Annotated in this window: 19 protein-coding genes, 5 tRNA genes and 1 pseudogene; 10 read left to right on the top strand and 15 right to left on the bottom strand. The window is 70.4% G+C overall.

The features are described 5' to 3' along the window. Positions 1 to 8: 8 nt before the first annotated feature. The gene (locus ACQKM2_RS36530) at positions 9 to 1,019 is read right to left on the bottom strand and encodes an NAD(P)H-dependent glycerol-3-phosphate dehydrogenase (RefSeq protein WP_007266789.1); all 1,011 of its coding nucleotides are present in this window, start codon (positions 1,017 to 1,019) and stop codon (positions 9 to 11) included. After that, the gene (locus ACQKM2_RS36525; protein WP_007266788.1) at positions 1,016 to 1,768 is read right to left on the bottom strand and encodes a lysophospholipid acyltransferase family protein; all 753 of its coding nucleotides are present in this window, start codon (positions 1,766 to 1,768) and stop codon (positions 1,016 to 1,018) included. The genes ACQKM2_RS36530 and ACQKM2_RS36525 overlap by 4 nt, the downstream gene beginning before the upstream one ends. Positions 1,769 to 1,933: 165 nt before the next feature. On the opposite strand from ACQKM2_RS36525, the pseudogene cofC reads away from it, so the two are divergent. Continuing rightward, positions 1,934 to 2,606, top strand: a pseudogene (gene cofC / locus ACQKM2_RS36520) (2-phospho-L-lactate guanylyltransferase); the annotation flags it as partial. Between the two features lie 312 nt (positions 2,607 to 2,918). Here cofC and ACQKM2_RS36515 read toward each other — a convergent pair. The 4 genes from ACQKM2_RS36515 to leuC all read right to left on the bottom strand — a co-directional run bounded on the left by ACQKM2_RS36515 (position 2,919) and on the right by leuC (position 6,136). Further along, the gene (locus tag ACQKM2_RS36515; RefSeq protein WP_362457538.1) at positions 2,919 to 3,605 is read right to left on the bottom strand and encodes an HU family DNA-binding protein; all 687 of its coding nucleotides are present in this window, start codon (positions 3,603 to 3,605) and stop codon (positions 2,919 to 2,921) included. 144 nt (positions 3,606 to 3,749) lie between these two features. Further along, complete coding sequence (locus tag ACQKM2_RS36510; RefSeq protein ID WP_007266785.1) at positions 3,750 to 3,977, bottom strand: hypothetical protein; 228 nt, start codon at positions 3,975 to 3,977, stop codon at positions 3,750 to 3,752. 137 nt (positions 3,978 to 4,114) lie between these two features. Further along, positions 4,115 to 4,708, bottom strand: coding sequence for a 3-isopropylmalate dehydratase small subunit (gene leuD / locus ACQKM2_RS36505; RefSeq protein ID WP_427717442.1), 594 nt, complete (start codon positions 4,706 to 4,708; stop codon positions 4,115 to 4,117). A gap of 3 nt (positions 4,709 to 4,711) precedes the next feature. After that, positions 4,712 to 6,136 carry a 3-isopropylmalate dehydratase large subunit gene (gene leuC / locus ACQKM2_RS36500; protein WP_427717440.1) on the bottom strand — a complete coding sequence of 475 codons (1,425 nt, stop codon included), beginning with the start codon at positions 6,134 to 6,136 and terminating at the stop codon, positions 4,712 to 4,714. 186 nt (positions 6,137 to 6,322) lie between these two features. Here leuC and ndgR point away from each other — a divergent pair, with 186 nt between their 5' ends. Beyond that, entirely contained in the window at positions 6,323 to 7,039 is a 717-nt protein-coding gene (ndgR, locus tag ACQKM2_RS36495) for an IclR family transcriptional regulator NdgR (RefSeq protein ID WP_007266782.1), read from the top strand. Between the two features lie 170 nt (positions 7,040 to 7,209). Here ndgR and ACQKM2_RS36490 read toward each other — a convergent pair. The 9 genes from ACQKM2_RS36490 to ACQKM2_RS36450 all read right to left on the bottom strand — a co-directional run bounded on the left by ACQKM2_RS36490 (position 7,210) and on the right by ACQKM2_RS36450 (position 11,264). After that, positions 7,210 to 7,282, bottom strand: a tRNA-Glu gene (locus ACQKM2_RS36490). Between the two features lie 21 nt (positions 7,283 to 7,303). Then, positions 7,304 to 7,375 (bottom strand) — tRNA-Gln (locus ACQKM2_RS36485). A gap of 22 nt (positions 7,376 to 7,397) precedes the next feature. Further along, positions 7,398 to 7,473, bottom strand: a tRNA-Glu gene (locus tag ACQKM2_RS36480). 61 nt (positions 7,474 to 7,534) lie between these two features. Further along, positions 7,535 to 7,607: transfer RNA gene (locus ACQKM2_RS36475), tRNA-Glu, on the bottom strand. 27 nt (positions 7,608 to 7,634) lie between these two features. Continuing rightward, positions 7,635 to 7,706 (bottom strand) — tRNA-Gln (locus ACQKM2_RS36470). A gap of 89 nt (positions 7,707 to 7,795) precedes the next feature. Then, positions 7,796 to 8,524 (bottom strand): HAD family hydrolase, encoded by a 729-nt coding sequence (locus tag ACQKM2_RS36465; RefSeq protein ID WP_427717437.1) that lies wholly within the window; start codon positions 8,522 to 8,524, stop codon positions 7,796 to 7,798. 186 nt (positions 8,525 to 8,710) lie between these two features. Beyond that, positions 8,711 to 10,186 (bottom strand): glutamate--tRNA ligase, encoded by a 1,476-nt coding sequence (gltX, locus tag ACQKM2_RS36460; RefSeq protein ID WP_427717434.1) that lies wholly within the window; start codon positions 10,184 to 10,186, stop codon positions 8,711 to 8,713. After that, positions 10,179 to 10,967 (bottom strand): fumarylacetoacetate hydrolase family protein, encoded by a 789-nt coding sequence (locus ACQKM2_RS36455; protein WP_427717431.1) that lies wholly within the window; start codon positions 10,965 to 10,967, stop codon positions 10,179 to 10,181. Before ACQKM2_RS36455 ends, gltX begins: the two co-directional genes overlap by 8 nt. 111 nt (positions 10,968 to 11,078) lie before the next feature. Next, positions 11,079 to 11,264 carry a hypothetical protein gene (locus tag ACQKM2_RS36450; protein ID WP_427717429.1) on the bottom strand — a complete coding sequence of 62 codons (186 nt, stop codon included), beginning with the start codon at positions 11,262 to 11,264 and terminating at the stop codon, positions 11,079 to 11,081. A 581-nt stretch (positions 11,265 to 11,845) separates the two neighbouring features. Here ACQKM2_RS36450 and ACQKM2_RS36445 point away from each other — a divergent pair. The 8 genes from ACQKM2_RS36445 to ACQKM2_RS36410 all read left to right on the top strand — a co-directional run. After that, complete coding sequence (locus ACQKM2_RS36445; RefSeq protein WP_427717426.1) at positions 11,846 to 15,583, top strand: nitrate- and nitrite sensing domain-containing protein; 3,738 nt, start codon at positions 11,846 to 11,848, stop codon at positions 15,581 to 15,583. Between the two features lie 9 nt (positions 15,584 to 15,592). Continuing rightward, on the top strand, positions 15,593 to 16,006 hold the full coding sequence (locus tag ACQKM2_RS36440; RefSeq protein WP_007266776.1) for a roadblock/LC7 domain-containing protein: 414 nt from the start codon (positions 15,593 to 15,595) through the stop codon (positions 16,004 to 16,006). A 148-nt stretch (positions 16,007 to 16,154) separates the two neighbouring features. Then, the gene (locus ACQKM2_RS36435) at positions 16,155 to 16,547 is read left to right on the top strand and encodes a DUF742 domain-containing protein (protein WP_007266775.1); all 393 of its coding nucleotides are present in this window, start codon (positions 16,155 to 16,157) and stop codon (positions 16,545 to 16,547) included. After that, a complete protein-coding gene (locus ACQKM2_RS36430) occupies positions 16,528 to 17,112 on the top strand; it encodes a GTP-binding protein (RefSeq protein WP_007266774.1) in 585 nt (194 codons plus the stop codon). The genes ACQKM2_RS36435 and ACQKM2_RS36430 overlap by 20 nt, the downstream gene beginning before the upstream one ends. A 293-nt stretch (positions 17,113 to 17,405) precedes the next feature. Further along, positions 17,406 to 20,609, top strand: coding sequence for a nitrate- and nitrite sensing domain-containing protein (locus ACQKM2_RS36425; protein ID WP_427717424.1), 3,204 nt, complete (start codon positions 17,406 to 17,408; stop codon positions 20,607 to 20,609). A gap of 10 nt (positions 20,610 to 20,619) precedes the next feature. Then, positions 20,620 to 21,033 carry a roadblock/LC7 domain-containing protein gene (locus tag ACQKM2_RS36420; protein WP_007266772.1) on the top strand — a complete coding sequence of 138 codons (414 nt, stop codon included), beginning with the start codon at positions 20,620 to 20,622 and terminating at the stop codon, positions 21,031 to 21,033. A 93-nt stretch (positions 21,034 to 21,126) separates the two neighbouring features. Next, entirely contained in the window at positions 21,127 to 21,681 is a 555-nt protein-coding gene (locus ACQKM2_RS36415) for a DUF742 domain-containing protein (protein WP_125594565.1), read from the top strand. Continuing rightward, positions 21,662 to 21,953: GTP-binding protein (locus ACQKM2_RS36410; protein ID WP_385769161.1), on the top strand; the 292-nt coding region annotated here is incomplete at its 3' end. The genes ACQKM2_RS36415 and ACQKM2_RS36410, both read left to right, overlap by 20 nt.

Genomic DNA, 21,953 nt, shown 5'->3' with positions numbered 1-21,953 from the left:
GAAAGGTGTCAGTGACGTTCCGGTTTGGCGCTGCGGCCCATCAGTTCCTTCAGCGCGACCAGCGGGGGCTTGCCGTGGTGCACGATCTCGACGACCGTGTCGGTGATCGGCATGTCCACTCCGTACCGGCGTGCCAGATCCGCCACGGACTGGCAGGACTTGACCCCTTCCGCGGTCTGGCTGGTGACCGCGATGGTCTCCTCCAGGGTCATCCCGCGGCCCAGGTTGGTGCCGAAGGTGTGGTTGCGGGAGAGCGGCGAGGAGCAGGTCGCGACGAGGTCGCCGAGGCCGGCGAGGCCGGAGAAGGTGAGCGGGTCGGCGCCCATCGCCAGGCCCAGGCGGGTCGCTTCGGCGAGCCCGCGCGTGATGAGCGAGCCCTTGGTGTTGTCGCCCAGGCCCATGCCGTCCGCGATGCCGACGGCCAGGCCGATGACGTTCTTGACGGCGCCGCCGAGTTCGCAGCCGATGACGTCGGTGCTGGTGTACGGGCGGAAGTACGGGGTGTGGCAGGCGGCCTGGAGGCGCTGGGCCACGGCCTCGTCCACGCAGGCGACGACGGAGGCTGCGGGCTGCCGGGCGACGATCTCGCGGGCCAGGTTGGGGCCGGTGACGACGGCGACGCGCTCGGCGGGGACCTTGGCCACCTCCTCGATGACCTCGCTCATCCGCTTGGCGGTGCCGAGTTCGATGCCCTTCATCAGGGAGACGAGGACGGTGTCGGGCGCCAGCAGCGGGGCCCACTCGGCGAGGTTGGCGCGCAGGGTCTGGGAGGGGATGGCCAGGACCGCGAAGTCGGCGTCCCGGGCGGCCTCGGCCGCGTCGGTGGTGGCGCGGATGTTCGCGGGGAGTTCGACGCCCGGGAAGTAGTCCGGGTTGGTCCGGCCGGTGTTGATGGCGTCGGCCAGCTCCTGGCGGCGGCCCCACAGGGTCACCTCGCAGCCGGCGTCGGCGAGGACGACGGCGAAGGCCGTGCCCCAGGAGCCGGTTCCGAAGACGGCCGCCTTCACGGGACGTGTCACTTCTTGCCCTCCCCCGCGGCCTTGCGCCGCTGCTCCGCCCTGGCCTTGCGGTGGTCGTACGGCTCGGCGGGCGCCTGCTGGCCCCGCAGCTCCTCCAGGAGCTTGGTGATGTCGGCCATGATGGCCTCGGTGGCGCCCTTGAGGACGTCGGGCGTGGGCTCGCGGTCGTAGAAGGCCGAGAGGTCCACGGGCGGGCCGGCGAGCACCTGGAGGGTCTTGCGCGGGAACAGCCGGACCTTGTTCTCCTTGGCGTACGGCGGCATCGCGAGATTGGCGCCCCACTGGGCCACGGGAATGACGGGGGCCTTGGTGATCAGCGCCACGCGGGCGACGCCGGTCTTGCCGGCCATCGGCCACATCTCGGGGTCGCGGGTGAGGGTGCCTTCCGGGTAAAAGGCCACGCATTCGCCGCGCTCGACCGCGTCCACGGCGGCCCGGAATGCGTCCAGGGCGTTGGTGGTCTCGCGGTAGACGGGGATCTGTCCGGATCCGCGCAGGATCATGCCGACAAATGGCACCTTGAAGAGGCCCGCCTTGGCGAGCAAACGCGGCACCCGTCCGGTGTTGTACTGGAAGTGCGCGTAGGAGAGCGGGTCCAGATACGAGTTGTGATTGACGGCGGTGATAAATCCGCCGTCGGCCGGAATGTGATCCATTCCCCGCCAGTCCCGCTTGAAGAGCACTACCAGCGGCGGTTTTGCGATGACCGCCGCCAGGCGGTACCAGAAGCCGATTCTGCGGCGGGACACTCGGACACCTTCCTCTAGGACCGGTGCGTGGCTTGGGCACCTTGTGGGCCGGACAAGTGTCGCTGCGGGTCCGGCCTCTGTCGAGGACACCGTACGCCCCGCTCGCACCGCGAGGCCTCCCTGCGGCCGCTCGGGGGCGACAATGGGCCGAGTGATGACCGGGCCATGACCTGCCGATGGGTCGGGCGGGTGCCGCTGCGCACCGGAGGGAAGGGGGCCGCCACGAACGCCGCATGGAGCCTGGTGGTCCCGCTGAAGCCCTTGGCGCTGGCCAAGAGCCGGCTCGCGGCGGCCGTCGGGGGGTCCCGGCCCGGGCTGGCGCTGGCCTTCGCCCAGGACACCGTCGCGGGGGCGCTGGCCTGCGCTTCCGTCGCGGATGTGGTGGTCGTCACGGACGACGCCGTGGCGGGTGCCGAGCTGGCGCGGCTGGGGGCGCGGATCCTGCCGGACGCCCCGGGCGCGGGGCTCAACGCCGCGCTGGACCACGGGGCGCGGGCGGTGCGGGCGGGGCGGCCCGGGGCCGCGGTGGCCGCGATGAACGCCGACCTGCCGGCCCTGCGGGCGCCGGAATTGCTACGTGTGCTCGATATCGCGGGGCATTTTCCGCGGGCATTTCTGGCGGATGCGGCCGGAATCGGCACGACCCTGCTTTCCGCGGCTCCCGACGTGGAATTGGCACCTGCGTTCGGCGGGCCCTCCCGGGCCCGGCATTCCGCCTCGGGGGCGGTGGAAATAGCCCTCGCGGACGTGGAGAGCGTGCGCCGCGACGTGGACACCGGGGCGGACCTGCGCACGGCCCTGACCCTCGGGGTGGGGCGGCACACGGCCCGATACAGTTCCCGTATGCAGGCGACCGCGTACACGTACGACTCCCAGACCCGCAGCGGCAGCGTGCTGCTGGACGACGGCACCCCGGTGCCCTTCGATACCGCGGCCTTCGACGCGGGCGGCCTGCGGCTGCTGCGGCCCGGGCAGCGGGTCCGCATCGAGACCGACGGCGAGGGCCCGTCCCTGCGCGTCACACTGGTGACCCTGCAGACCTTCTGACCCCCCTGCCGGGCCTGCCGAAAGGCCCGTGACCTGCGAAGGAACGCACCGCGGGCCGGCCTCCCCGAGGGGGAAGCCGGCCCGGCGTGTGTAACCCGTGCCCTTACTTCTTGCGGGCGGTGGTCTTCTTCGCGGTGGCCTTGCGCGTCGCCGTCTTCTTGGCGGGCGCCTTCGTCGCGGTGGCCTTCTTGGCCGCCGGGGCGGTCTTCTTCGCGGTGGCGGTGGTCTTCTTGGCCGCCGTCGCCGTCTTCTTGGCCGGGGCCGCCTTCTTGGCGGTGGCCGTGGCCTTCTTCGCGACCGTGGTCTTCGCCGCGGTCTTCTTGACGGTCGTCGCCGCCTTCTTCGCGACGACCTTCTTCGCCACGGTCTTCTTCGCGGCCGTGGTCTTCGCGGCGGCCTTCTTCGCCGTGGTGGCCTTCTTCGCGGCGGCCTTCTTGACCGTGGCGGACGCGCCGCCGGTCAGGCTGCCCTTCGGGGCCTTCTTCACGGCGACCTCGTCGCCCTTGGGGAGCTTCTTGGTGCCGCTGACCAGGTCCTTGAAGCCCTGACCCGCGCGGAAGCGGGGGACGGAGGTCTTCTTGACCCGGACGCGCTCACCCGTCTGCGGGTTGCGGGCGTAGCGGGCCGGACGGTCGACCTTCTCGAACGAGCCGAAGCCCGTGACCGAGACCCGGTCGCCCGCGACGACCGCGCGGACCATGGCGTCCAGTACCGCGTCGACGGCGTCCGCGGCCTGCTGGCGGCCGCCCAGCTTGTCGGCAATCGCTTCTACGAGCTGCGCCTTGTTCACGTCTTCCCCTTCGGAGACATCGCCAGAACGAATGTGTTCAAGCTTATTTCGCACGTTAGGCGGATATATACCGCAAATCAAACACGAAACGGGCTAATCACCCTAGTGCCGCAACGATGTAGGCCGTTACGGAGTTCCTTCGCATCAGTCGCCTTCAGGGAATCGACCCTCGTCGAGGTCCTTCATCAACCTGTCCAGGCGCCTTGCCGCGTCCGCGAGATCGTGCTTCGCCGCGGCAGTGACGACCAACAGCTTCCGGGACAGCGTCATCCTTACGCCCTCCGGGACTTGCAGTGCGCGCACCCTTGCGTGTGCTTCTTTCAACCGGTCCGCGACGAGCTCGTAGAGCTCGAGTTGACTGTCGCGTTCCATGCACAGATTGTGCCATCTGGGGCGAGTTGTCGCCTCACGGGGCCTCAACATACGGCTGTGCCCCCCGCCGGAAGGCGGGGGGCACAGTGTTGTCGATGTGATCACCCGAGGGTGAATAAGCGCTGATCAGGCAGGAATCAGTACCGAATGGTGCTCGGCTTGAAGGCCGGGCGGGAGCTTTCGTACGTGTCGATGTCGGCTTCGTTCTGAAGGGTGAGGGAGATGTCGTCCAGGCCCTCCAGCAGACGCCAGCGGGCGTTGTCGTCGAGCTCGAACTCCGCCTCGATCCCCTCGGCTCGGACCTTGCGGTCGACCAGGTCGACGGTGACCTCGGCGGTGGGGTCGGCCTCGGTCAGCTCCCACAGCCGGTCGACGGTCTCCTGCGGCAGGACGACGGTCAGCAGACCGTTCTTCAGCGAGTTGCCGCGGAAGATGTCGGCGAAGCGGGAGGAGATGACCGTCTTGAAGCCGAAGTTCTGCAGGGCCCAGACGGCGTGTTCGCGCGAGGAGCCGGTGCCGAAGTCGGGGCCGGCGACCAGGACGGTCGCGCCGGCCCGCTCGGGGCGGTTGGTGACGAACTCCGGGTCCTTGCGCCAGGCCTCGAAGAGCCCGTCCTCGAAGCCGTCGCGGGTGATCTTCTTCAGCCAGTGGGCCGGGATGATCTGGTCGGTGTCGACGTTGCTGCGGCGCAGCGGAACGGCCCGGCCGGTGTGGGTGGTGAAGGCTTCCATGGTTCAGACTCCGGCGGTCGCGTCGGCGGCGGACAGGTCGGCGGGCGAGGCCAGATGGCCCAGTACCGCGGTGGCGGCGGCCACCTGCGGGGAGACCAGGTGGGTGCGCCCGCCCTTGCCCTGCCGGCCCTCGAAGTTGCGGTTGGAGGTGGACGCGGAACGCTCACCGGGGGCCAGTTGGTCGGGGTTCATGCCCAGGCACATCGAGCAGCCCGCGTGCCGCCATTCGGCGCCGGCCTCCTTGAAGACCTTGTCCAGGCCCTCCTCCACGGCCTGCAGGGCGACCCGGACCGAGCCCGGGACGACCAGCATCCGTACGCCGTCGGCGACTTTGCGGCCCTCGATGATGCCGGCGACGGCGCGCAGGTCCTCGATGCGGCCGTTGGTGCAGGAACCTACGAAGACGGTGTCGACCTTGATCTCGCGCAGCGGCTGTCCGGCCGTCAACCCCATGTACTCCAGGGCCTTTTCGGCGGCCAGGCGCTCCGAAGCGTCCTCGTACGAAGCCGGGTCGGGGACGCTGGCCGACAGGGGCGCGCCCTGGCCCGGGTTGGTGCCCCAGGTGACGAACGGGGACAGGGAGGCGCCGTCGATGACGACCTCGGCGTCGAAGACGGCGTCGTCGTCGGTGCGCAGGGTCTTCCAGTAGGCGACCGCCGCGTCCCAGTCCTCGCCCTCGGGGGCGTGGTCGCGGCCCTCCAGGTAGTCGAAGGTGGTCTGGTCGGGGGCGATCATGCCCGCGCGGGCGCCGGCCTCGATCGACATGTTGCAGATGGTCATGCGGGCTTCCATCGAGAGCTTCTCGACGGCCTCGCCGCGGTACTCCAGGACGTAGCCCTGGCCGCCGCCGGTGCCGATCTTGGCGATGATCGCCAGGATCAGGTCCTTGGCGGTGACGCCCTCGGCCAGCTCGCCGGTGACGGTGATGGCCATCGTCTTCGGGCGGGCCAGCGGCAGCGTCTGGGTGGCCAGCACGTGCTCGACCTGGCTGGTGCCGATGCCGAAGGCCAGCGCGCCGAAGGCGCCGTGCGTGGACGTGTGCGAGTCGCCGCAGACCACGGTCGTGCCCGGCTGGGTCAGGCCCAGCTGGGGACCCACGACGTGGACGACACCCTGCTCGACGTCACCCAGCGAGTGCAGGCGGACACCGAACTCGGCGCAGTTCTTGCGCAGCGTCTCCAGCTGGGCCCGGGAGACGGGGTCGGCGATCGGCTTGTCGATGTCGAGGGTGGGGGTGTTGTGGTCCTCGGTCGCGATGGTGAGGTCCAGGCGGCGGACCTTGCGGCCGGCCTGGCGCAGCCCGTCGAAGGCCTGCGGGCTGGTCACCTCGTGCAGCAGGTGGAGATCAATGAAGAGGAGATCGGGCTCGCCCTCGGCGCGCCGGACGACGTGGTCGTCCCAGACCTTCTCCGCGAGTGTCCTACCCATCGCTTTCCCTCCGGCCGGCCGGTCGGGCCGGCGCTTATGTAGAGATCTGGTGCGCCGGATCGCCCGCTACCCCACCCGCGGAACGACGGCTCGGACCCAGTGGTTCGTGGACCCGCACATACAGACTCGCTCGTTCTTGGAAAATTTGAACTTGCGTTTCACAGTGTGAGACGTGAATATCGTTTCATGGACAACTCTAGCGGCGTCGGCGTTCTCGACAAGGCAGCTCTGGTACTGAGCGCACTGGAGTCCGGTCCGGCCACCCTCGCCGGGCTGGTCGCGGCGACAGGGCTCGCACGACCCACGGCACACCGGCTGGCCGTGGCACTGGAACACCACCGGATGGTGGCGAGGGACATGCAGGGCCGGTTCATCCTCGGCCCGCGGCTGGCAGAGCTTGCCGCCGCGGCCGGCGAGGACCGCCTGCTGGCGACGGCCGGACCGGTGCTCACGCACCTCCGTGACGTGACGGGCGAGAGCGCGCAGCTCTACCGCCGTCAGGGAGACATGCGCATCTGCGTGGCGGCCGCCGAGCGGCTGTCGGGCCTGCGGGACACCGTCCCGGTGGGCTCCACGCTCCCCATGAAGGCGGGATCGGCAGCGCAGATCCTGATGGCCTGGGAGGAGCCCGAGCGGCTCCACCGCGGCCTGCAGGGCGCGCGCTTCACGGCCACGGCCCTGTCCGGCGTGCGCCGCCGCGGCTGGGCCCAGTCGATCGGCGAGCGGGAGCCCGGCGTGGCGTCCGTCTCGGCGCCCGTACGGGGCCCCTCGAACCGCGTGGTGGCCTCCGTGTCGGTCTCCGGGCCGATCGAGCGCCTGACCCGCCACCCGGGGCGCATGCACGCCCAGGCCGTCATAGACGCGGCCGCCCGCCTGACGGAGGCCCTGCGCCGCTCCGGCTGAATCCCGCCCTGCTCCACCACACCCCCGGGTCCGGGGGCGCGTACGACGCCGCACACGTCCGAACTCGCGCCTCCGGGCCCGTACTTGTACCCCGGCACAGGCCGGCCGGGCCCGGCCCCGGACACACGGAAGAGGCCCTCCGCGATGATCGCGGAGGGCCTCTCCTGTTGTACCCCCGACCGGATTCGAACCGGCGCTACCGCCTTGAGAGGGCGGCGTGCTAGGCCGCTACACAACGGGGGCTAGCTTTACTGCGGTACTGCGCTGGGCTACCAGGACTCGAACCTAGAATAAGGGAACCAGAAACCCTCGTGTTGCCAATTACACTATAGCCCAATGGTCTAGACCTGCCAGACCTTGGTACCCCCGACCGGATTCGAACCGGCGCTACCGCCTTGAGAGGGCGGCGTGCTAGGCCGCTACACAACGGGGGCCCTAGCGATCCTGCATCAAGATCTCCGGGAGCGACCCTGGAGATCCCGCGGGAAGGATCTGTACCCCCGACCGGATTCGAACCGGCGCTACCGCCTTGAGAGGGCGGCGTGCTAGGCCGCTACACAACGGGGGCAAAGCACTGCGTTACTACTGCACTGCGCTGGGCTACCAGGACTCGAACCTAGAATAAGGGAACCAGAAACCCTCGTGTTGCCAATTACACTATAGCCCACCGAACTTCAAGCCCCTGGGGGCCTTTCGTTTGGTTGGCGCCTGTGGTTTCCGGCCCTTTCGGCCCGTTTCCCCGGCGCAGAAAGAACATTACCGGATGCCTGACCGTGCTCCAAAACGGGTATCCACGGCCAGCAGCCCGGGCAGCCGATCGAGCCCCTCGATCCTGTGTACGCCCGCGGGACCGGGCCCCCTGCCGCCCTGCCGGTCGAGCCAGACGGCCGTCAGTCCGGCGTCCCGCGCGCCGCGCGCGTCGATCTCCGGCTGGTCCCCCACGTACGCGACCTGGGCCGGAGGCAGCGCCAGCGCCTCGCAGGCGGCCAGGAAGGCGGCGGCGTCGGGCTTGCTGACCCCCAGCTCGGCGGCGCAGACCAGCACCTCGAAGCGGTCGCGCAGGCCCAGGTGGCGCAGCTTGGGGTCCTGGTTGGCGACGGAGGAGTTGGAGAGCACCCCGTGCCGGTGGGTGGCGGCGAGGGCGTCCAGGACGGGCAGGACGTCCGGGAAGAGCTCCCAGGCGGCCTGGTAGTGCGCGACGTAGCGGTCGAACCAGGCGTCGGCCTGCGGGTCCGTCATGGCGGGCCTGCCGAGGAAGTCCCGCACCCTGTCCTGGCGCTGGCCCTGGAAGGTGACCTCGCCGGCGGAGAAGCGGGCCCAGTTCAGCTCCGTGATCCTGCGCCAGAGGGCCAGGGCCTCGTGCGGGGATCCGTAACGCTCCCCCAGCCCCTCGTCGCGCAGGTGGGCGGCCAGGCCGGCCGCATCGGCCCCCGTGTAGTCGAACAGGGTGTCGTCGATGTCCCACAGCACTGCGCGGATCGGCATAGGGGCGAGCCTACGCCGCCGGCGGGTCCTGCGTGGGGTCCTCGGCGAAGTCCGCGTGAGGCGCGTCACGGTAGGGCCGGGGGTGTGGCCGTTCTCACCACGGAGCACCACGGCACCGCGGAGGGGTCCGGGAACGCCGTGGGGGCGGCAGCCGGGTCGGCTGCCGCCCCCACGGGGTGGTGCGGGTCAGGCGGAGAGCTTCGCCAGGGTCGCGTCGATGCGCGCCAGCGAGCGCTCCTTGCCCAGGATCTCCAGGGACTCGAAGAGCGGCAGGCCGACGGTGCGGCCGGTGACGGCCACGCGGACCGGGGCCTGGGCCTTGCCGAGCTTGAGGCCGTGGGCCTCGCCGGCCGTCAGGACGGCCTGCTTGAGGGACTCCGGGTCCGACCAGTCGGCGGCGGCGAGGTTCTCCCGCGCCGTGGTCAGCAGGGCCGCGGGCTCGCCCTTCATGGCCTTGTCCCAGGACGCCTGGTCCTCGACGGGCTCCTTCAGGAAGAGGAAGTCCACGTTCGCGGTGATGTCCGAGAGGACGGTCACACGCGTCTGGGCGTGCGGCGCGATCCGGGCCCAGGCCTCGGTGTCGAAGTCCTCGGGCGCCCAGTTGGCGTGCGGGGCGCGCAGCCACGGCTCGCAGGCGTCCGCGAAGGCCTTGGGGTCCATCCGGCGGATGTGGTCGGCGTTGATCGCCTCGGCCTTCTTGAGGTCGAAGCGCGCCGGGTTGGCGTTGACGCCGTCGATGTCGAACTTCGCCACCATCTCCTCGATCGAGAAGATGTCCTGGTCCTTGGAGAAGGACCAGCCGAGGAGCGAGAGGTAGTTCAGCAGGCCCTCGGGCAGGAAGCCGCGCTGGCGGTAGAGGTTGAGCGAGGACTCGGGGTCGCGCTTGGAGAGCTTCTTGTTGCCCTCGCCCATCACGTACGGCAGGTGGCCGAACCGCGGGGTGGCCTTGGCGATGCCCAGCTCGGTGAGCGCCTTGTAGAGGGCGATCTGGCGGGGGGTGGAGGACAGCAGGTCCTCGCCGCGCAGGACGTGCGTGATCTCCATCAGCGCGTCGTCGACCGGGTTGACGAGCGTGTACAGCGGGGCGCCGTTCGCGCGGACGATGCCGAAGTCCGGCACGTTCTCCGGGGTGAAGGAGAGCTCGCCGCGGACCAGGTCCGTGAAGGTGATGGTCTCGTCGGGCATCCGGAAGCGGACGATCGAGGTGCGGCCCTCGGCCTCGTACGCGGCCTTCTGCTCTGCGGTGAGGTCGCGGCACTGGCCGTCGTAGCCGGAGGGCTTGCCGGCCGCGCGGGCGGCGTCGCGGCGCGCGTCGAGCTCCTCGGTGGTGCAGTAGCAGTGGTAGGCGTATCCGCCGTCCTGGAGCTTCTGCGCGACGTCCTTGTAGATGTCCATGCGCTGGGACTGGCGGTACGGGGCGTGCGGGCCGCCGATCTCGGGGCCCTCGTCCCAGGTGAAGCCGAGCCACTTCAGCGAGTCGAGGAGCTGCTCGTACGACTCCTCGGAGTCGCGCGCCGCGTCGGTGTCCTCGATGCGGAAGACGAACGTACCGCCGTGGTGGCGGGCGAACGCCCAGTTGAAGAGGGCGGTGCGGACCAGGCCCACGTGGGGGTTGCCGGTCGGGGAGGGACAGAAACGTACGCGGACGTCCGTGTTAGCCACGCTTGATCACCTTGTTGGTGAGAGTGCCGATGCCTTCGATGGTGACGGCGACCTCGTCGCCGACGTTGAGGGGGCCGACTCCGGCCGGGGTCCCCGTGAGGATGACGTCGCCCGGGAGCAGTGTCATGGCCTCGCTGATGTGCACGATCAGGTCCTCGATGGAGCGGACCATGTCGCTGGTGCGGCCGAGCTGGCGCTGTTCGCCGTTGACGGTGCACTGGATGGTCAGGTCGCCCGGGTCCAGATCGGTCTCGATCCAGGGGCCGAGGGGGCAGGAGCTGTCGAAGCCCTTGGCGCGGGCCCACTGCTTCTCACGCTGCTGGACGTCGCGGGCGGTGACGTCGTTGGCGCAGGTGTAGCCGAGGATGACGTCCTTCACGCGCTCCTTCGGGACCTCGCGGCACATGCGGCCGATCACCACGGCGAGCTCCGCCTCGTGGTGCACGTCCTGGGAGAAGGAGGGGTAGACGATCGGGTCGCCCGGGCCGACCACGGAGGTGGAGGGCTTGAAGAAGGTGATCGGGGCGTCCGGGACCTCATTCCCGAGCTCCGCCGCGTGCTCCGCGTAGTTGCGGCCGATGGCCACGACCTTGTTCGGGAGCACGGGCGGCAGCAGCCGGACCTTGCTCAGCGGGACCTTCGTGCCGGAGAGCTCGAAGTCCGCGAACGGGATGCCCTTGATGATGTCGAGGACGAGCTCACCTTCGGCGCCGGGGGCAGTGCTGCCCTCGACCGCGCCGAACGCGACATTGCCGTCGATCGAGAACCTGGCGATGCGCACGTGTTGCGTCTGCCCCTCTGTATTTCCGCTGGCTGGAGTCTGCGGACTCCAGGCTAACGCGGTGGGCGGCGGCGCTTCGCGCTCCTTTACGGAGCCGCTACTGCGGAGGGACTACTGTGCCGCGGCGGCCGGCGCGTTCATGAGGACGGTGCGGCGGGGGTTCGCGGTCTGCGTCGGCAGGTCGACGGAGTGCTCCGGGGTGGCCGGCGCCGCCTGCAGCTCCTCGGCGTCCTTCAGGTGCGCGAGGGTGGTGCGGCGGGGGTTGGCTATGTTGCGGAACAGCATCGTCGTCTTCATCGGAGTTTCGGGCCCTCGGGTCGCTTCGTGGGATGGGGGTCGTCGGATGCGCCGCATGTGGCGCCAACCCTTTAACAGGCAAGGCTAAACATCCGAATCCCCGTCTGAACCGGTAAGTAATGGCCACAGTCGTGTGAGTTTGCTCACCAGCGACCGGGCAATACGGGCATAACAGGCGGTCAATTCGGCCCGTGGAAACGGACATTGCGCCACTGAATGCGCCATTCCGCTCCTGATCATCTCGACTGGGACACCTTGCCAGGCCGCAGCTTTGATTGACGTAAGTCCGTTTCCTCCCCATAGTGCCTCCACGGCGCGTAGCCCTTCCGCCACGAGCCGTGACCGGCCCGCCGGGGCGACACGCGCACCTTGTTGGAGATCCCCCACTGTGCTGGAATTCGCGGGACCGCCGCGGGTATCAGCCGGCGCGCAGGTGGCGCAAGAGAGCGCCACGCGCGGTGGCAATGGAGAGGGAGACGCGCCGGTCACCGACGACCACCACGGGGCCGTCAGTGCCCCACGACTCGACACCGTTCCGCCGTTCACCCGGCGGGGCGCCTGGTCCAGAGGTTGCGACGCTAGTGCAGGGACGATTCAAGAGGGATGGCAGCGCTGCGGCGGAGCAGGAGCCGCGCGGCGGGATCGACCGTGGCTCCTCACCCCAGCACGCCCAGAACCGCGGGCCGGCTGCCGAAGGAGCCGGTCCCGACACCTCCTCGGTGAAGGCGAAGGGCCGTGGCAGGTCCGGCAAGGCCGGTAAGCCCGGCAAGGCCGTCAAGCCGGGCAGGACCAAGGGCAAGGCCGAGTCGCCCGCGACCGAAGAGGCGATACCGAAGGCCCCGCCCGGGCCCGGCTCCCGTCTCGCCATGCAGAACTGGCGCATCAGCACGCGACTCGTGTCGCTGCTGACCCTGCCCGTCGTCGCCGCCACCTCGCTCGGTGGCTTCCGAATCAACGACTCGCTCGAGGACATCCAGCAGCTGGAGCACATGCAGCTGCTGACGGTGATGACCCGCCAGGCGACCAGCCTCGCCGCCATGCTCCAGGAGGAGCGGGACAAGTCGGCCGGTCCGATGTCGCTCACCAAGGACGGCAAGGCCAACAGCCTCGTCGAGGGTGTCCGCGACCAGACCGACGCCGCCGCCAAGGCCTTCGCCGCCGCGACCGACAAGGTCGACAACGCGGAGGACAAGGACGAGACCCTCAAGTCGATCCGCAACAACATCCTCCAGATCGGCCGCCAGCTCACCGGCATCGAGGACATCCGCAAGAAGGCGTACCAGAACGGCGCCCAGCAGACCGTCACCGAGTACAACGCGCTGATCGTCTCGCTGCTCTCGCTCTCGCAGGACATGGCGCAGGCCACCTCGAACCCCGAGATGATCAAGCGCACCCGCGCCCTGGCGGCGTTCTCCTCCGCCAAGGAGTACGCGTCCATCCAGCGCGCGATCATCGCCGCCTCGCTCCCCGAGAGCGGCGACAAGCAGGGCAAGCTGGAGGAGAACGACCGCCTCTACGCCCTCTCCGCGCTCCGCGGTGAGAGCCAGGCGAAGAAGACCTTCGAGCTCGTCTACCAGGGCAAGCCCGAGGAACTCCTCAGCTCCCTCGGCGACGGCAACTCCGAGATCGGCAGCGCCGACCACTACGCCCGCCGCGTGCTGAGCACGCAGGGACAGTTCGTCAAGGAGAAGAACCGGTCCTGGATGGACTGGTACGACGCCGACGACACCAAGCTCCGCGCGATGCAGCAGATCGAGCTCTCGCTCCTGGAGGACATGGAGCAGAAGGCCCGCGAGCTCAAGAACGAGTCGCAGCAGGACGCCATCATCAACGGTGCCCTGATCCTCCTCGTCCTCGGCGTCTCGCTCATCGGCGCCTTCGTCATGGCCCGGTCCATGATCCGCTCGCTGCGCCGCCTGCAGGACACCGCGACGCGCGTCGCCCAGGACCGCCTGCCCGAGCTCGTCAAGCAGCTCTCCGAGTCGGACCCGCAGGACGTGGACACCTCCGTGGAGTCCGTCGGCCTGCACACCCGCGACGAGATCGGCCAGGTGGCCGCGGCCTTCGACGACGTGCACCGCGAGGCCGTCCGCCTCGCCGCCGAGCAGGCCCTCCTCCGGGGCAACGTCAACGCGATGTTCACCAACCTCTCGCGCCGCTCCCAGGGCCTCATCCAGCGTCAGCTGTCGCTCATCTCCGAACTGGAGTCGCGCGAGGCCGACCCGGACCAGCTCTCCTCGCTCTTCAAGCTCGACCACCTCGCCACCCGAATGCGGCGTAACGGTGAAAACCTCCTCGTCCTCGCGGGCGAGGAGCCGGGCCGCCGGTGGACCCGCCCCGTCCCGCTCGTCGACGTGCTCCGCGCCGCGGCGTCCGAGGTGGAGCAGTACGAGCGCATCGAACTGGCGGCGGTGCCCGGCACCGATGTCGCCGGCCGCGTCGTCAACGACCTCGTGCACCTCCTCGCCGAGCTGCTGGAGAACGCCACCTCGTTCTCCTCCCCGCAGACCAAGGTCAAGGTCACCGGCCACGCGCTGCCCGACGGCCGCGTGCTCGTCGAGATCCACGACACCGGCATCGGCCTCTCCCCCGAGGACCTCGCCGCGATCAACGAGCGGCTCGCCTCGCCGCCCACCGTGGACGTCTCGGTGTCCCGTCGAATGGGTCTGTTCGTGGTCGGCCGCCTGTCCCTGCGACACGGCATCCGCATCCAGCTGCGCCCGTCCGACTCGGGCGGTACGACGGCCCTCGTCATGCTTCCGGTGGACGTCGCCCAGGGCGGCAAGAAGCCGGGTCCGATGCCGGGCCAGGGCGGTCCCGGCGGCGCGCCGGGCGGTCCCGGCGGCCCCGGCGGTCCGGGTGCCCCCGGCGGCCAGCAGGCCGCCATGCCCGGTGCGGGCGCGCGTCCCCCCGTGGGCGCCGGCCAGCAGCGCGGCCAGGTGGCCGGCGGCGGCCAGCGCGCGGCCCTGCCGGGCCGTGACGGCGGCCCCGGCCAGCAGCGCCCGCAGGGCCAGGGCCCCCGTCCGCAGGGCGGTCCGTCCGCCGCGACGGGCCAGTCGCAGGGCCAGGGTGCCTTCGGCGGCGGTGCTCCGCTGCCGGCCCGCGGCCAGTCCGGCGGCCCGCAGGCGCGGCCGGCCGGCGGTCCCGGCGGTCCCGGCGGCTTCCCGCAGCAGGGCGGTGCCCAGGGCGGGTTCGCGCAGCAGGGCAACAGCTTCGAGCGGCCGCAGCCGCCGCAGGGCCAGGGCCAGGGTCAGGGCCAGAACCAGCAGCCCCAGCAGGGCCGGCCCCAGCAGCAGCCCGGCGCCCCGGTCAAGCGCAGGCGGCCGCAGCTGCCGGCGCGCGACGGCGGCGCCCCCCGTCCCGAGCTCCCGGGCGCGGGCGGTCCGACGGCTCCGGCTCCGGCTCCGCAGGGCACCAGCTGGGGCGCCGCGGCCCAGGGCGGCCACGAGGTCCCGCGCGGCCACGACGAGCTGTCGGGCCCCGGCTCCACGGCCGAGTTCGCCCGCCCCGACTTCAACGCCCCGTACCCGCCGGGCGGCAGCACGCCGCTCGGCGGCGGCACCGGCCAGTTCGAGCGGCCGCAGCCGACGGGCCCGATGGCGGCTCCGGCGGACCCGTCCTCCACCGGACAGTTCGCCCGCCCGGGCGGCCCCGGTGTCGGCGGCTACGCCGAGCAGCAGCAGGCCCAGCAGCACGGTGGCGGTTACGCTCCCGCTCCGGCGCCGCGCGCCGAGGCCCCGCGCCTCCCGCAGGCGTACCAGCCCGAGGCCCTGCCGCCGGCTCCGGCCCAGAACGCCCCCGCGCAGCGCGACCCGCTGTTCGATCCGCTGGATTCGAACTGGTCCCGCCAGAGCGGGCCCCAGCCCGCCGTGCAGGGACCGGCCGTCCCCCAGCAGCCGCACCAGCCCCAGCAGGCGGCCCCGGTCGCCCCGGCTCCGCAGCAGCCGCTGCCGCAGCGCGGCCAGGAGCTGCCGGCCGAGCCCGCCGCGGCGGTCACCGGCAGCACGCCGACGGTCAGCTGGAAGGCGTCCCCGAACGACGAGCTGATGCGGCAGGCCGAGCGCGTGCGCCAGCCCGCCGCCGGCGGAATCACCACCTCGGGTCTGCCCCGCCGGGTGCCTCGTGCGAACCTCGTGGCGGGTACCGCGCAGCAGCAGTCGGAAACCCAGGCCGGCCCGCAGGTGTCGCGCGCCCCGGACGACGTCCGCGGCCGTCTCACCAACCTCCGTCGCGGTATCCAGCAGGGCCGCCAGGCCGGCACCACCGGCCCCGCGACCGGCAGTTACCACATCGACCCCACTTACCAGCAGGAGCGATAGTTGAGTTCGATGAGCCAGGCGGCACAGAACCTGAACTGGTTGATCACCAACTTCGTGGACAACACCCCCGGGGTGTCCCACACCGTGGTGGTCTCCGCCGACGGACTCCTTCTGGCGATGTCCGAAGGATTCCCCCGTGACCGCGCCGATCAGCTGGCGGCCGTGGCCTCCGGCCTGACCTCGCTGACCGCCGGTGCCTCCCGGATCTTCGAGGGCGGCGCCGTCAACCAGACAGTCGTGGAGATGGACCGCGGGTTCCTCTTCCTGATGTCCGTCTCCGACGGATCCTCGCTGGCCGTGCTCGCGCACCCCGAGTGCGACATCGGCCTCGTCGGCTACGAGATGGCCCTCCTCGTTGACCGCGCCGGCAACGTCCTCACACCGGACCTGCGCGCGGAGCTCCAGGGAAGCCTGCTCATCTGACACCCCCCTCCCCGGCCGGACGGTACTTCCGGCCGGGGAACCGGGTCCGCACACCCGGAATCCAGTACCCCCGACAGGCCGTCATGTCCCCCCACCGGCCGCCCTGTCAGACGGCACGCTGACCACTGCTGTCCAGCCCGGAGGATCAATGACCCCGCCCCCCGCCTACCCCGACGCGTACGGAGATTCGTACTCGGAAGGCGATCAGCCGCTCGTCCGCCCGTACGCGATGACCGGCGGCCGGACCCGTCCGCGCTACCAGCTCGCCATCGAGGCGCTGGTCAGCACGACGGCCGACCCGATGCACCTGTCCGGCCTGCTGCCGGAGCACCAGCGCATCTGCACCCTGTGCCGCGAGGTGAAGTCGGTCGCGGAGGTCTCCGCGCTGCTTTCGATGCCTCTCGGCGTCGCCCGCATCCTCGTCGCCGACCTGGCGGAAGCCGGCATGGTGGCCATCCACCAGCCGGGCAATGGAGAGGCCGGCGGAACGCCGGATGTAACGCTGCTCGAGAGGGTTCTCAGTGGACTTCGCAAGCTCTGACGGTGGGGCGGCTCCTCGCTCCACCACCTCCGCGAAGATCGTGGTGGCGGGCGGCTTCGGCGTGGGCAAGACCACGTTCGTCGGCGCCGTCTCCGAGATCAACCCGCTGAGAACCGAGGCCGTGATGACGTCCGCGAGCGCGGGCATCGACGACCTCACGCACACGGGTGACAAGAAGACCACCACGGTCGCCATGGACTTCGGCCGCATCACCCTGGACCAGGACCTGATCCTGTACCTCTTCGGTACCCCCGGACAGGACCGCTTCTGGTTCATGTGGGACGACCTCGTACGCGGCGCCATCGGCGCCGTCGTCCTCGTCGACACCCGCCGCCTCGCCGACTGCTTCCCCGCCGTCGACTACTTCGAGAACTCGGGCCTCCCCTTCGTCATCGCCCTCAACGGCTTCGACGGACACCAGCCCTACACCCCCGAAGAAGTGCGCGAGGCCCTCCAGATCGGCCCCGACGCCCCCATCATCACCACCGACGCCCGCCACCGCGCGGACGCCAAGAGCGCCCTCATCACGCTCGTCGAGCACGCCCTCATGGCCCGGCTCAAGTAACACGCATTACAAGGCAATGCGCCGGGGGCGGGCTGTGTTCTCGAACACGGCCCGCCCCTCGTGTTCATAACGTTTCGACAGTGAATTGCCGTCGGGTGGACACGGCGTGCGTTCGGTCGGTGCCGCTGTGCGCACGACCGGCCCCATTTTTGCCGCAGCTCGCTCTTTATGTCCGTTTTATGCGGGGCGTAAGGTTCTGGGAATGGCCGGATTCAACTGTTTGGAACACGGCGCTTAACCGTGCTGGAATTCAACGAACCAGCTAGTAGCACCGCCGAGAGGTTGTTGGTCGAGTGAGGCGAAGCAAGTCGAGCCCCGCGGATGAACCCGCGCGAGGCAACTTCACCCCGCCGCCGCGCGCGGCCATGTCGCCCGTCGACGTGCCCGTGGAACCATCCACGAGCAGCGGAAGCACCAGCAAGCTCGCCCCCCGCAACTGGCGGGTGGCCACCAAGCTGAACGCCATCCTCATGGTCCCCGTCCTCGTCGGACTGGTCATGGGCGGCTTCCAGGTGAAGGGCTCGGTCGACAGCTGGAACGAGGCCAAGGACGCCGAGAAGACCGCGCGGATCGTCCAGGCCGCGGCCGAATACGGCCAGGCCCTCCTCAACGAGCGCGACCTCACCGCCGAGCCCCTCCTCAAGGGCGACCGCAACAACGCCGCGGTGTCCAAGGCCTACGCGGCCACGGACGCGGCCAAGGCCAAGTTCGCCCAGGCCGTGAAGGACCTCCCTTCCAAGCAGGGCCTGGAGCGCCGCCTCGAACTCTTCCGCCAGGAGGAGCCGAAGCTGGAGCAGGTCCGCAAGACGGCCTACGCCGTCCCGGAGACCCAGAAGAAGAACCTCCCGTCCTCGGCCGGCCCCATCCCGACCGAAGAGGGCTACGTGCTGGTCCAGCACTACCTCATGCAGTTCTCCAACGAACTGGGGCTGGGCACCGGAAACGTCACCAGCTACGGCCGCATGGTCTACGCGGTCGAGCTGGCCAAGGCCGCGAACTCGCTCCAGCGCTCCGTCGGCACGCACCTGCTGGTGCGCCCGAACGAGAACGAGGAAGTCCGCAAGGCCCAGCTGGTCGCCTTCTCCTCCTACGCCTACCTCGAAGAGATCGCCATCGGCGAGTACGTCGCCGCCGGCACCGACGAGGACACCAACCGGCTCAAGGAGGTCATGGGCAAGAAGTCCCAGGAGGGTGCCGCCAAGCTCGCCCAGGCCAAGCAGGCCGCCGAGCAGTCCGGCACCGTCTTCAAGGCTCCGCCCGTGGTGAACGGCTCCGCCCTCACCGGCATGACCGAGGCGATAGCCGGCGGCGACAAGCCCGCCAAGCTCGCCCTGAACGGCACCACCGCCCCCGCCTGGCAGGCCGCCGCCACCGCCAAGTTCGACGGCTACGCCGAGATCGAGAAGGACCTCCTCGACAAGGCCGTCAAGGACGCCGTCGCGGTGTCCGACAAGTCGCGCGGCGACGCCATCCTGACCGGCGCCATCGTGGTCGTGGCCCTGCTGGCCGCCTTCATCCTGGCCGCCATGATGGCCCGCCAGATGAGCCGCTCGATGCGCCGTCTGCGCGGCTCCGCCTTCGACATCGCCGAGCAGCGCCTGCCCATGCTCGTCGACCAGCTCTCGCGCACCGACCCGGGCAAGGTCGACACCCGCGTGGAGCCGATCCCGATCACCTCCCGCGACGAGATCGGCGAGGTCGCCCGCGCCTTCGACCAGGTCCACCGGGAAGCGGTCCGGCTCGCCGCCGAGCAGGCGCTCCTGCGGGGCAACGTCAACGCGATCTTCACGAACCTCTCCATGCGCAACCAGTCGCTGATCGAGGGCCAGCTGACCCTCATCACCGACCTGGAGAACAACGAGGCCGACCCGGACCAGCTGGAGAACCTCTTCCGCCTGGACCACCTGGCCACCCGTATGCGCCGCAACGGCGAGAACCTCCTCATCCTCGCGGGTGAGAACCCGGGCCGCCGCTGGGACCAGCCGGTGCCCCTCGTCGACGTGCTGCGCGCCGCCTCCTCCGAGGTGGAGCAGTACGAGCGCATCGAGCTCTCGGGCGTCTCCGAGGCCGAGATCCACGGCCAGGCCGTGACCGACCTCGTGCACCTGCTCGCCGAGCTCCTGGAGAACGCCACCACGTTCTCCTCCCCGCAGACCAAGGTCCGCGTCACCGCCACGCGTCTGCCCGACGGCCGCGTGATGGTCGAGATCCACGACAAGGGCATCGGCCTCACCGCCGAGGACTTCGCGGACATCAACCACAAGCTGGCCAACCCGCCGACCGTGGACGCCGCGATCTCGCAGCGCATGGGTCTCTTCGTGGTCGGCCGGCTGGCGGACCGCCACAGCATCCGCGTCCAGCTGCGCCCCTCGGGCGAGGCGGCCGGCACCACCTCGCTGGTCATGCTCCCCGACGCCATCACCCACGGTGGCGGTGGCGAGGGCATCCCGGACGACGACTTCACCGTCTCCTCGATCATTCCGCAGCAGCAGGCCCAGCAGGCCGCCCCGCTGCGGACGGCCGCCGAGCTCGGCTTCGACGACTCCGCCTACGACGCCCCGGGCGCCCAGGGCGGCGACGCGAAGCCCGCGGACCCGGTCGTGCGGTCCCTGGGCCGCGAGGAGCGCCGGGCCGCGCTGGAGGCGCAGCTCAACTTCCCGCAGGCGCAGGACCAGGAGCAGTACCCCGGTCCCGAGGCTCAGGACTATCCGGAACCGCAGCCGGAGCACGGGTACCAGGACTACCAGGGCTACGAGCAGCAGTCCGCGCAGGGCTACGAGGCTCCGTACGACTCCCAGCAGCAGCCGGGGGCCTACGAGACGTACCCGGAGCAGGGCTACGCGTATCCGGAGGCCGGCTACCAGGACGGGCAGCAGTCCGCCCAGGCGTACGACGGCGGCTACGAGGACCAGTCCCAGCAGGCCGAGTGGCCCGGCCAGAACACCTACCCGGGCTCCTACCAGCAGGATTACGGGACCGATTCGGAATCGCCCTCCGCTCCCGAACCGGCCCCGGACCGCGTAGGCTTCGACCGTCCGGGCGCCGCTGCCGACGCCGGTCACGAGTTGACCGGGGCGGGCCTGCCGCGACGCGGCAGCCAGCAGCAGTGGCAGCCGGCACAGCAGGAAGCGGAGTCCGCCGGATCCCTCTTCGAGCAGCGGCCGCAGCGTCAGCAGCAGGCCGCCGAACCGAAGCAGGAGCCGGAGGAGGCAGCAGCCGGCGCGGGCTGGCGCTCGACGAACGACGAGCGCTGGCAGCAGGCCGGCAAGCTCCGTGAGCCGAAGGCGGGCGGGGTCACCTCGTCCGGTCTCCCTCGGCGCGTGCCCAAGGCCAACCTGGTCGAGGGCGCTGCGGAGACGACCCCGCAGGGAGGCCCCCAGGTCTCCCGCGCCCCGGAGGACGTCCGTGGCAGGTTGAGCAACCTGCGACGCGGTGTCCAGCAGGGACGCAGCGCGGGTTCCGAGCAGTCAAGTAACAGCTATGACCAGGAGCGTTAGTGTGAGCGCGATGAGCCAGGCGGCGCAGAACCTTAACTGGTTGATCACCAACTTCGTGGACAACACCCCCGGGGTGTCCCACACGGTGGTGGTCTCCGCCGACGGCCTTCTGCTGGCGATGTCCGACGGATTCCCGCGCGACCGCGCCGATCAGCTGGCGGCCGTGGCCTCCGGCCTGACCTCGCTGACCGCCGGTGCCTCCCGGATCTTCGAGGGCGGCGCCGTCAACCAGACAGTCGTGGAGATGGACCGCGGGTTCCTCTTCCTGATGTCCGTCTCCGACGGATCCTCGCTCGCGGTGCTCGCGCACCCCGAGTGCGACATCGGCCTCGTGGGCTACGAGATGGCCCTCCTCGTGGATCGTGCGGGCACGGTCCTCACCCCGGACCTCCGTGCGGAGCTGCAGGGGAGCCTTCTCAACTAGCAAACGGGCAGTGCGTTTCGCGTCATCGCACCGTAGGGTGCGGTGGCGCGGTTCCACAGGGAGTACTGCGTTCTTGGAGTCGGAGGAGGAAACGTGACAACACCCGGAGGACATCCTTATGGCGGCCAGCAGCCGCAGGGTGGGCACGACCAGAACCGCTTCAACTTCCCCTCCTCTCCCAGCCGGCCCGTGCCGGAGCACAACCCCTACGCCCAGCAGCCGTACGGCCAGCCCCAGCAGCCCCAGGCGCCCCACCGGCTTCCGCAGCAGCCCCCCAGGGCCGCGCAGCCGCAGGCCCCGAAGGCGCACAACCCGCTGGTGCGCCCGTACGCGATGACCGGCGGCCGTACCCGGCCGCGCTACCAGCTCGCCATCGAGGCGCTGGTCAGTACCACGGCGGACCCCGCGCGCCTGCAAGGGCAGTTGCCCGAGCACCAGCGCATCTGCCGCCTGTGCCAGGAGATCAAATCCGTCGCGGAGATCTCGGCACTTCTCTCCATTCCTCTTGGTGTCGCCCGAATCCTCGTCGCCGACCTGGCGGAGGCGGGCCTTGTCGCCATTCACCAGCCCGGCGGCGACGAGTCTGCCGGCGGCCAGCCAGATGTGACACTGCTCGAAAGGGTGCTCAGTGGACTTCGCAAGCTCTAACGGCGGAGCGGCTCCGCGCTCCACCACCTCCGCGAAGATCGTGGTGGCGGGCGGCTTCGGCGTGGGCAAGACCACGTTCGTCGGCGCGGTCTCCGAGATCAACCCCCTGCGCACCGAAGCCGTCATGACCAGCGCCTCCGCGGGTATCGACGACCTCACCCACACCGGTGACAAGACGACCACCACGGTCGCCATGGACTTCGGCCGCATCACCCTGGACCAGGACCTGATCCTGTACCTCTTCGGTACCCCCGGACAGGACCGCTTCTGGT

The organism is Streptomyces sp. NPDC004126 (genome assembly GCF_050275515.1).
Taxonomy (GTDB): Bacteria; Actinomycetota; Actinomycetes; order Streptomycetales; family Streptomycetaceae; genus Streptomyces.
Note: the sequence above shows the minus strand (reverse complement) of the source record. Positions and strands in the feature narration are given on the sequence as shown.

What these genes read in the sequence shown, in the direction of transcription:
- ACQKM2_RS36510 (WP_007266785.1), bottom strand. Translation starts at nt 3,977, where the DNA reads ATGGAACGCGACAGTCAACTCGAGCTCTACGAGCTCGTCGCGGACCGG.
- leuD (WP_427717442.1), bottom strand. Translation starts at nt 4,708, where the DNA reads ATGGAAGCCTTCACCACCCACACCGGCCGGGCCGTTCCGCTGCGCCGC.
- leuC (WP_427717440.1), bottom strand. Translation starts at nt 6,136, where the DNA reads ATGGGTAGGACACTCGCGGAGAAGGTCTGGGACGACCACGTCGTCCGG.
- ndgR (WP_007266782.1), top strand. Translation starts at nt 6,323, where the DNA reads ATGGACAACTCTAGCGGCGTCGGCGTTCTCGACAAGGCAGCTCTGGTA.
- ACQKM2_RS36465 (WP_427717437.1), bottom strand. Translation starts at nt 8,524, where the DNA reads ATGCCGATCCGCGCAGTGCTGTGGGACATCGACGACACCCTGTTCGAC.
- ACQKM2_RS36450 (WP_427717429.1), bottom strand. Translation starts at nt 11,264, where the DNA reads ATGAAGACGACGATGCTGTTCCGCAACATAGCCAACCCCCGCCGCACC.
- ACQKM2_RS36440 (WP_007266776.1), top strand. Translation starts at nt 15,593, where the DNA reads ATGAGCCAGGCGGCACAGAACCTGAACTGGTTGATCACCAACTTCGTG.
- ACQKM2_RS36435 (WP_007266775.1), top strand. Translation starts at nt 16,155, where the DNA reads ATGACCCCGCCCCCCGCCTACCCCGACGCGTACGGAGATTCGTACTCG.
- ACQKM2_RS36420 (WP_007266772.1), top strand. Translation starts at nt 20,620, where the DNA reads ATGAGCCAGGCGGCGCAGAACCTTAACTGGTTGATCACCAACTTCGTG.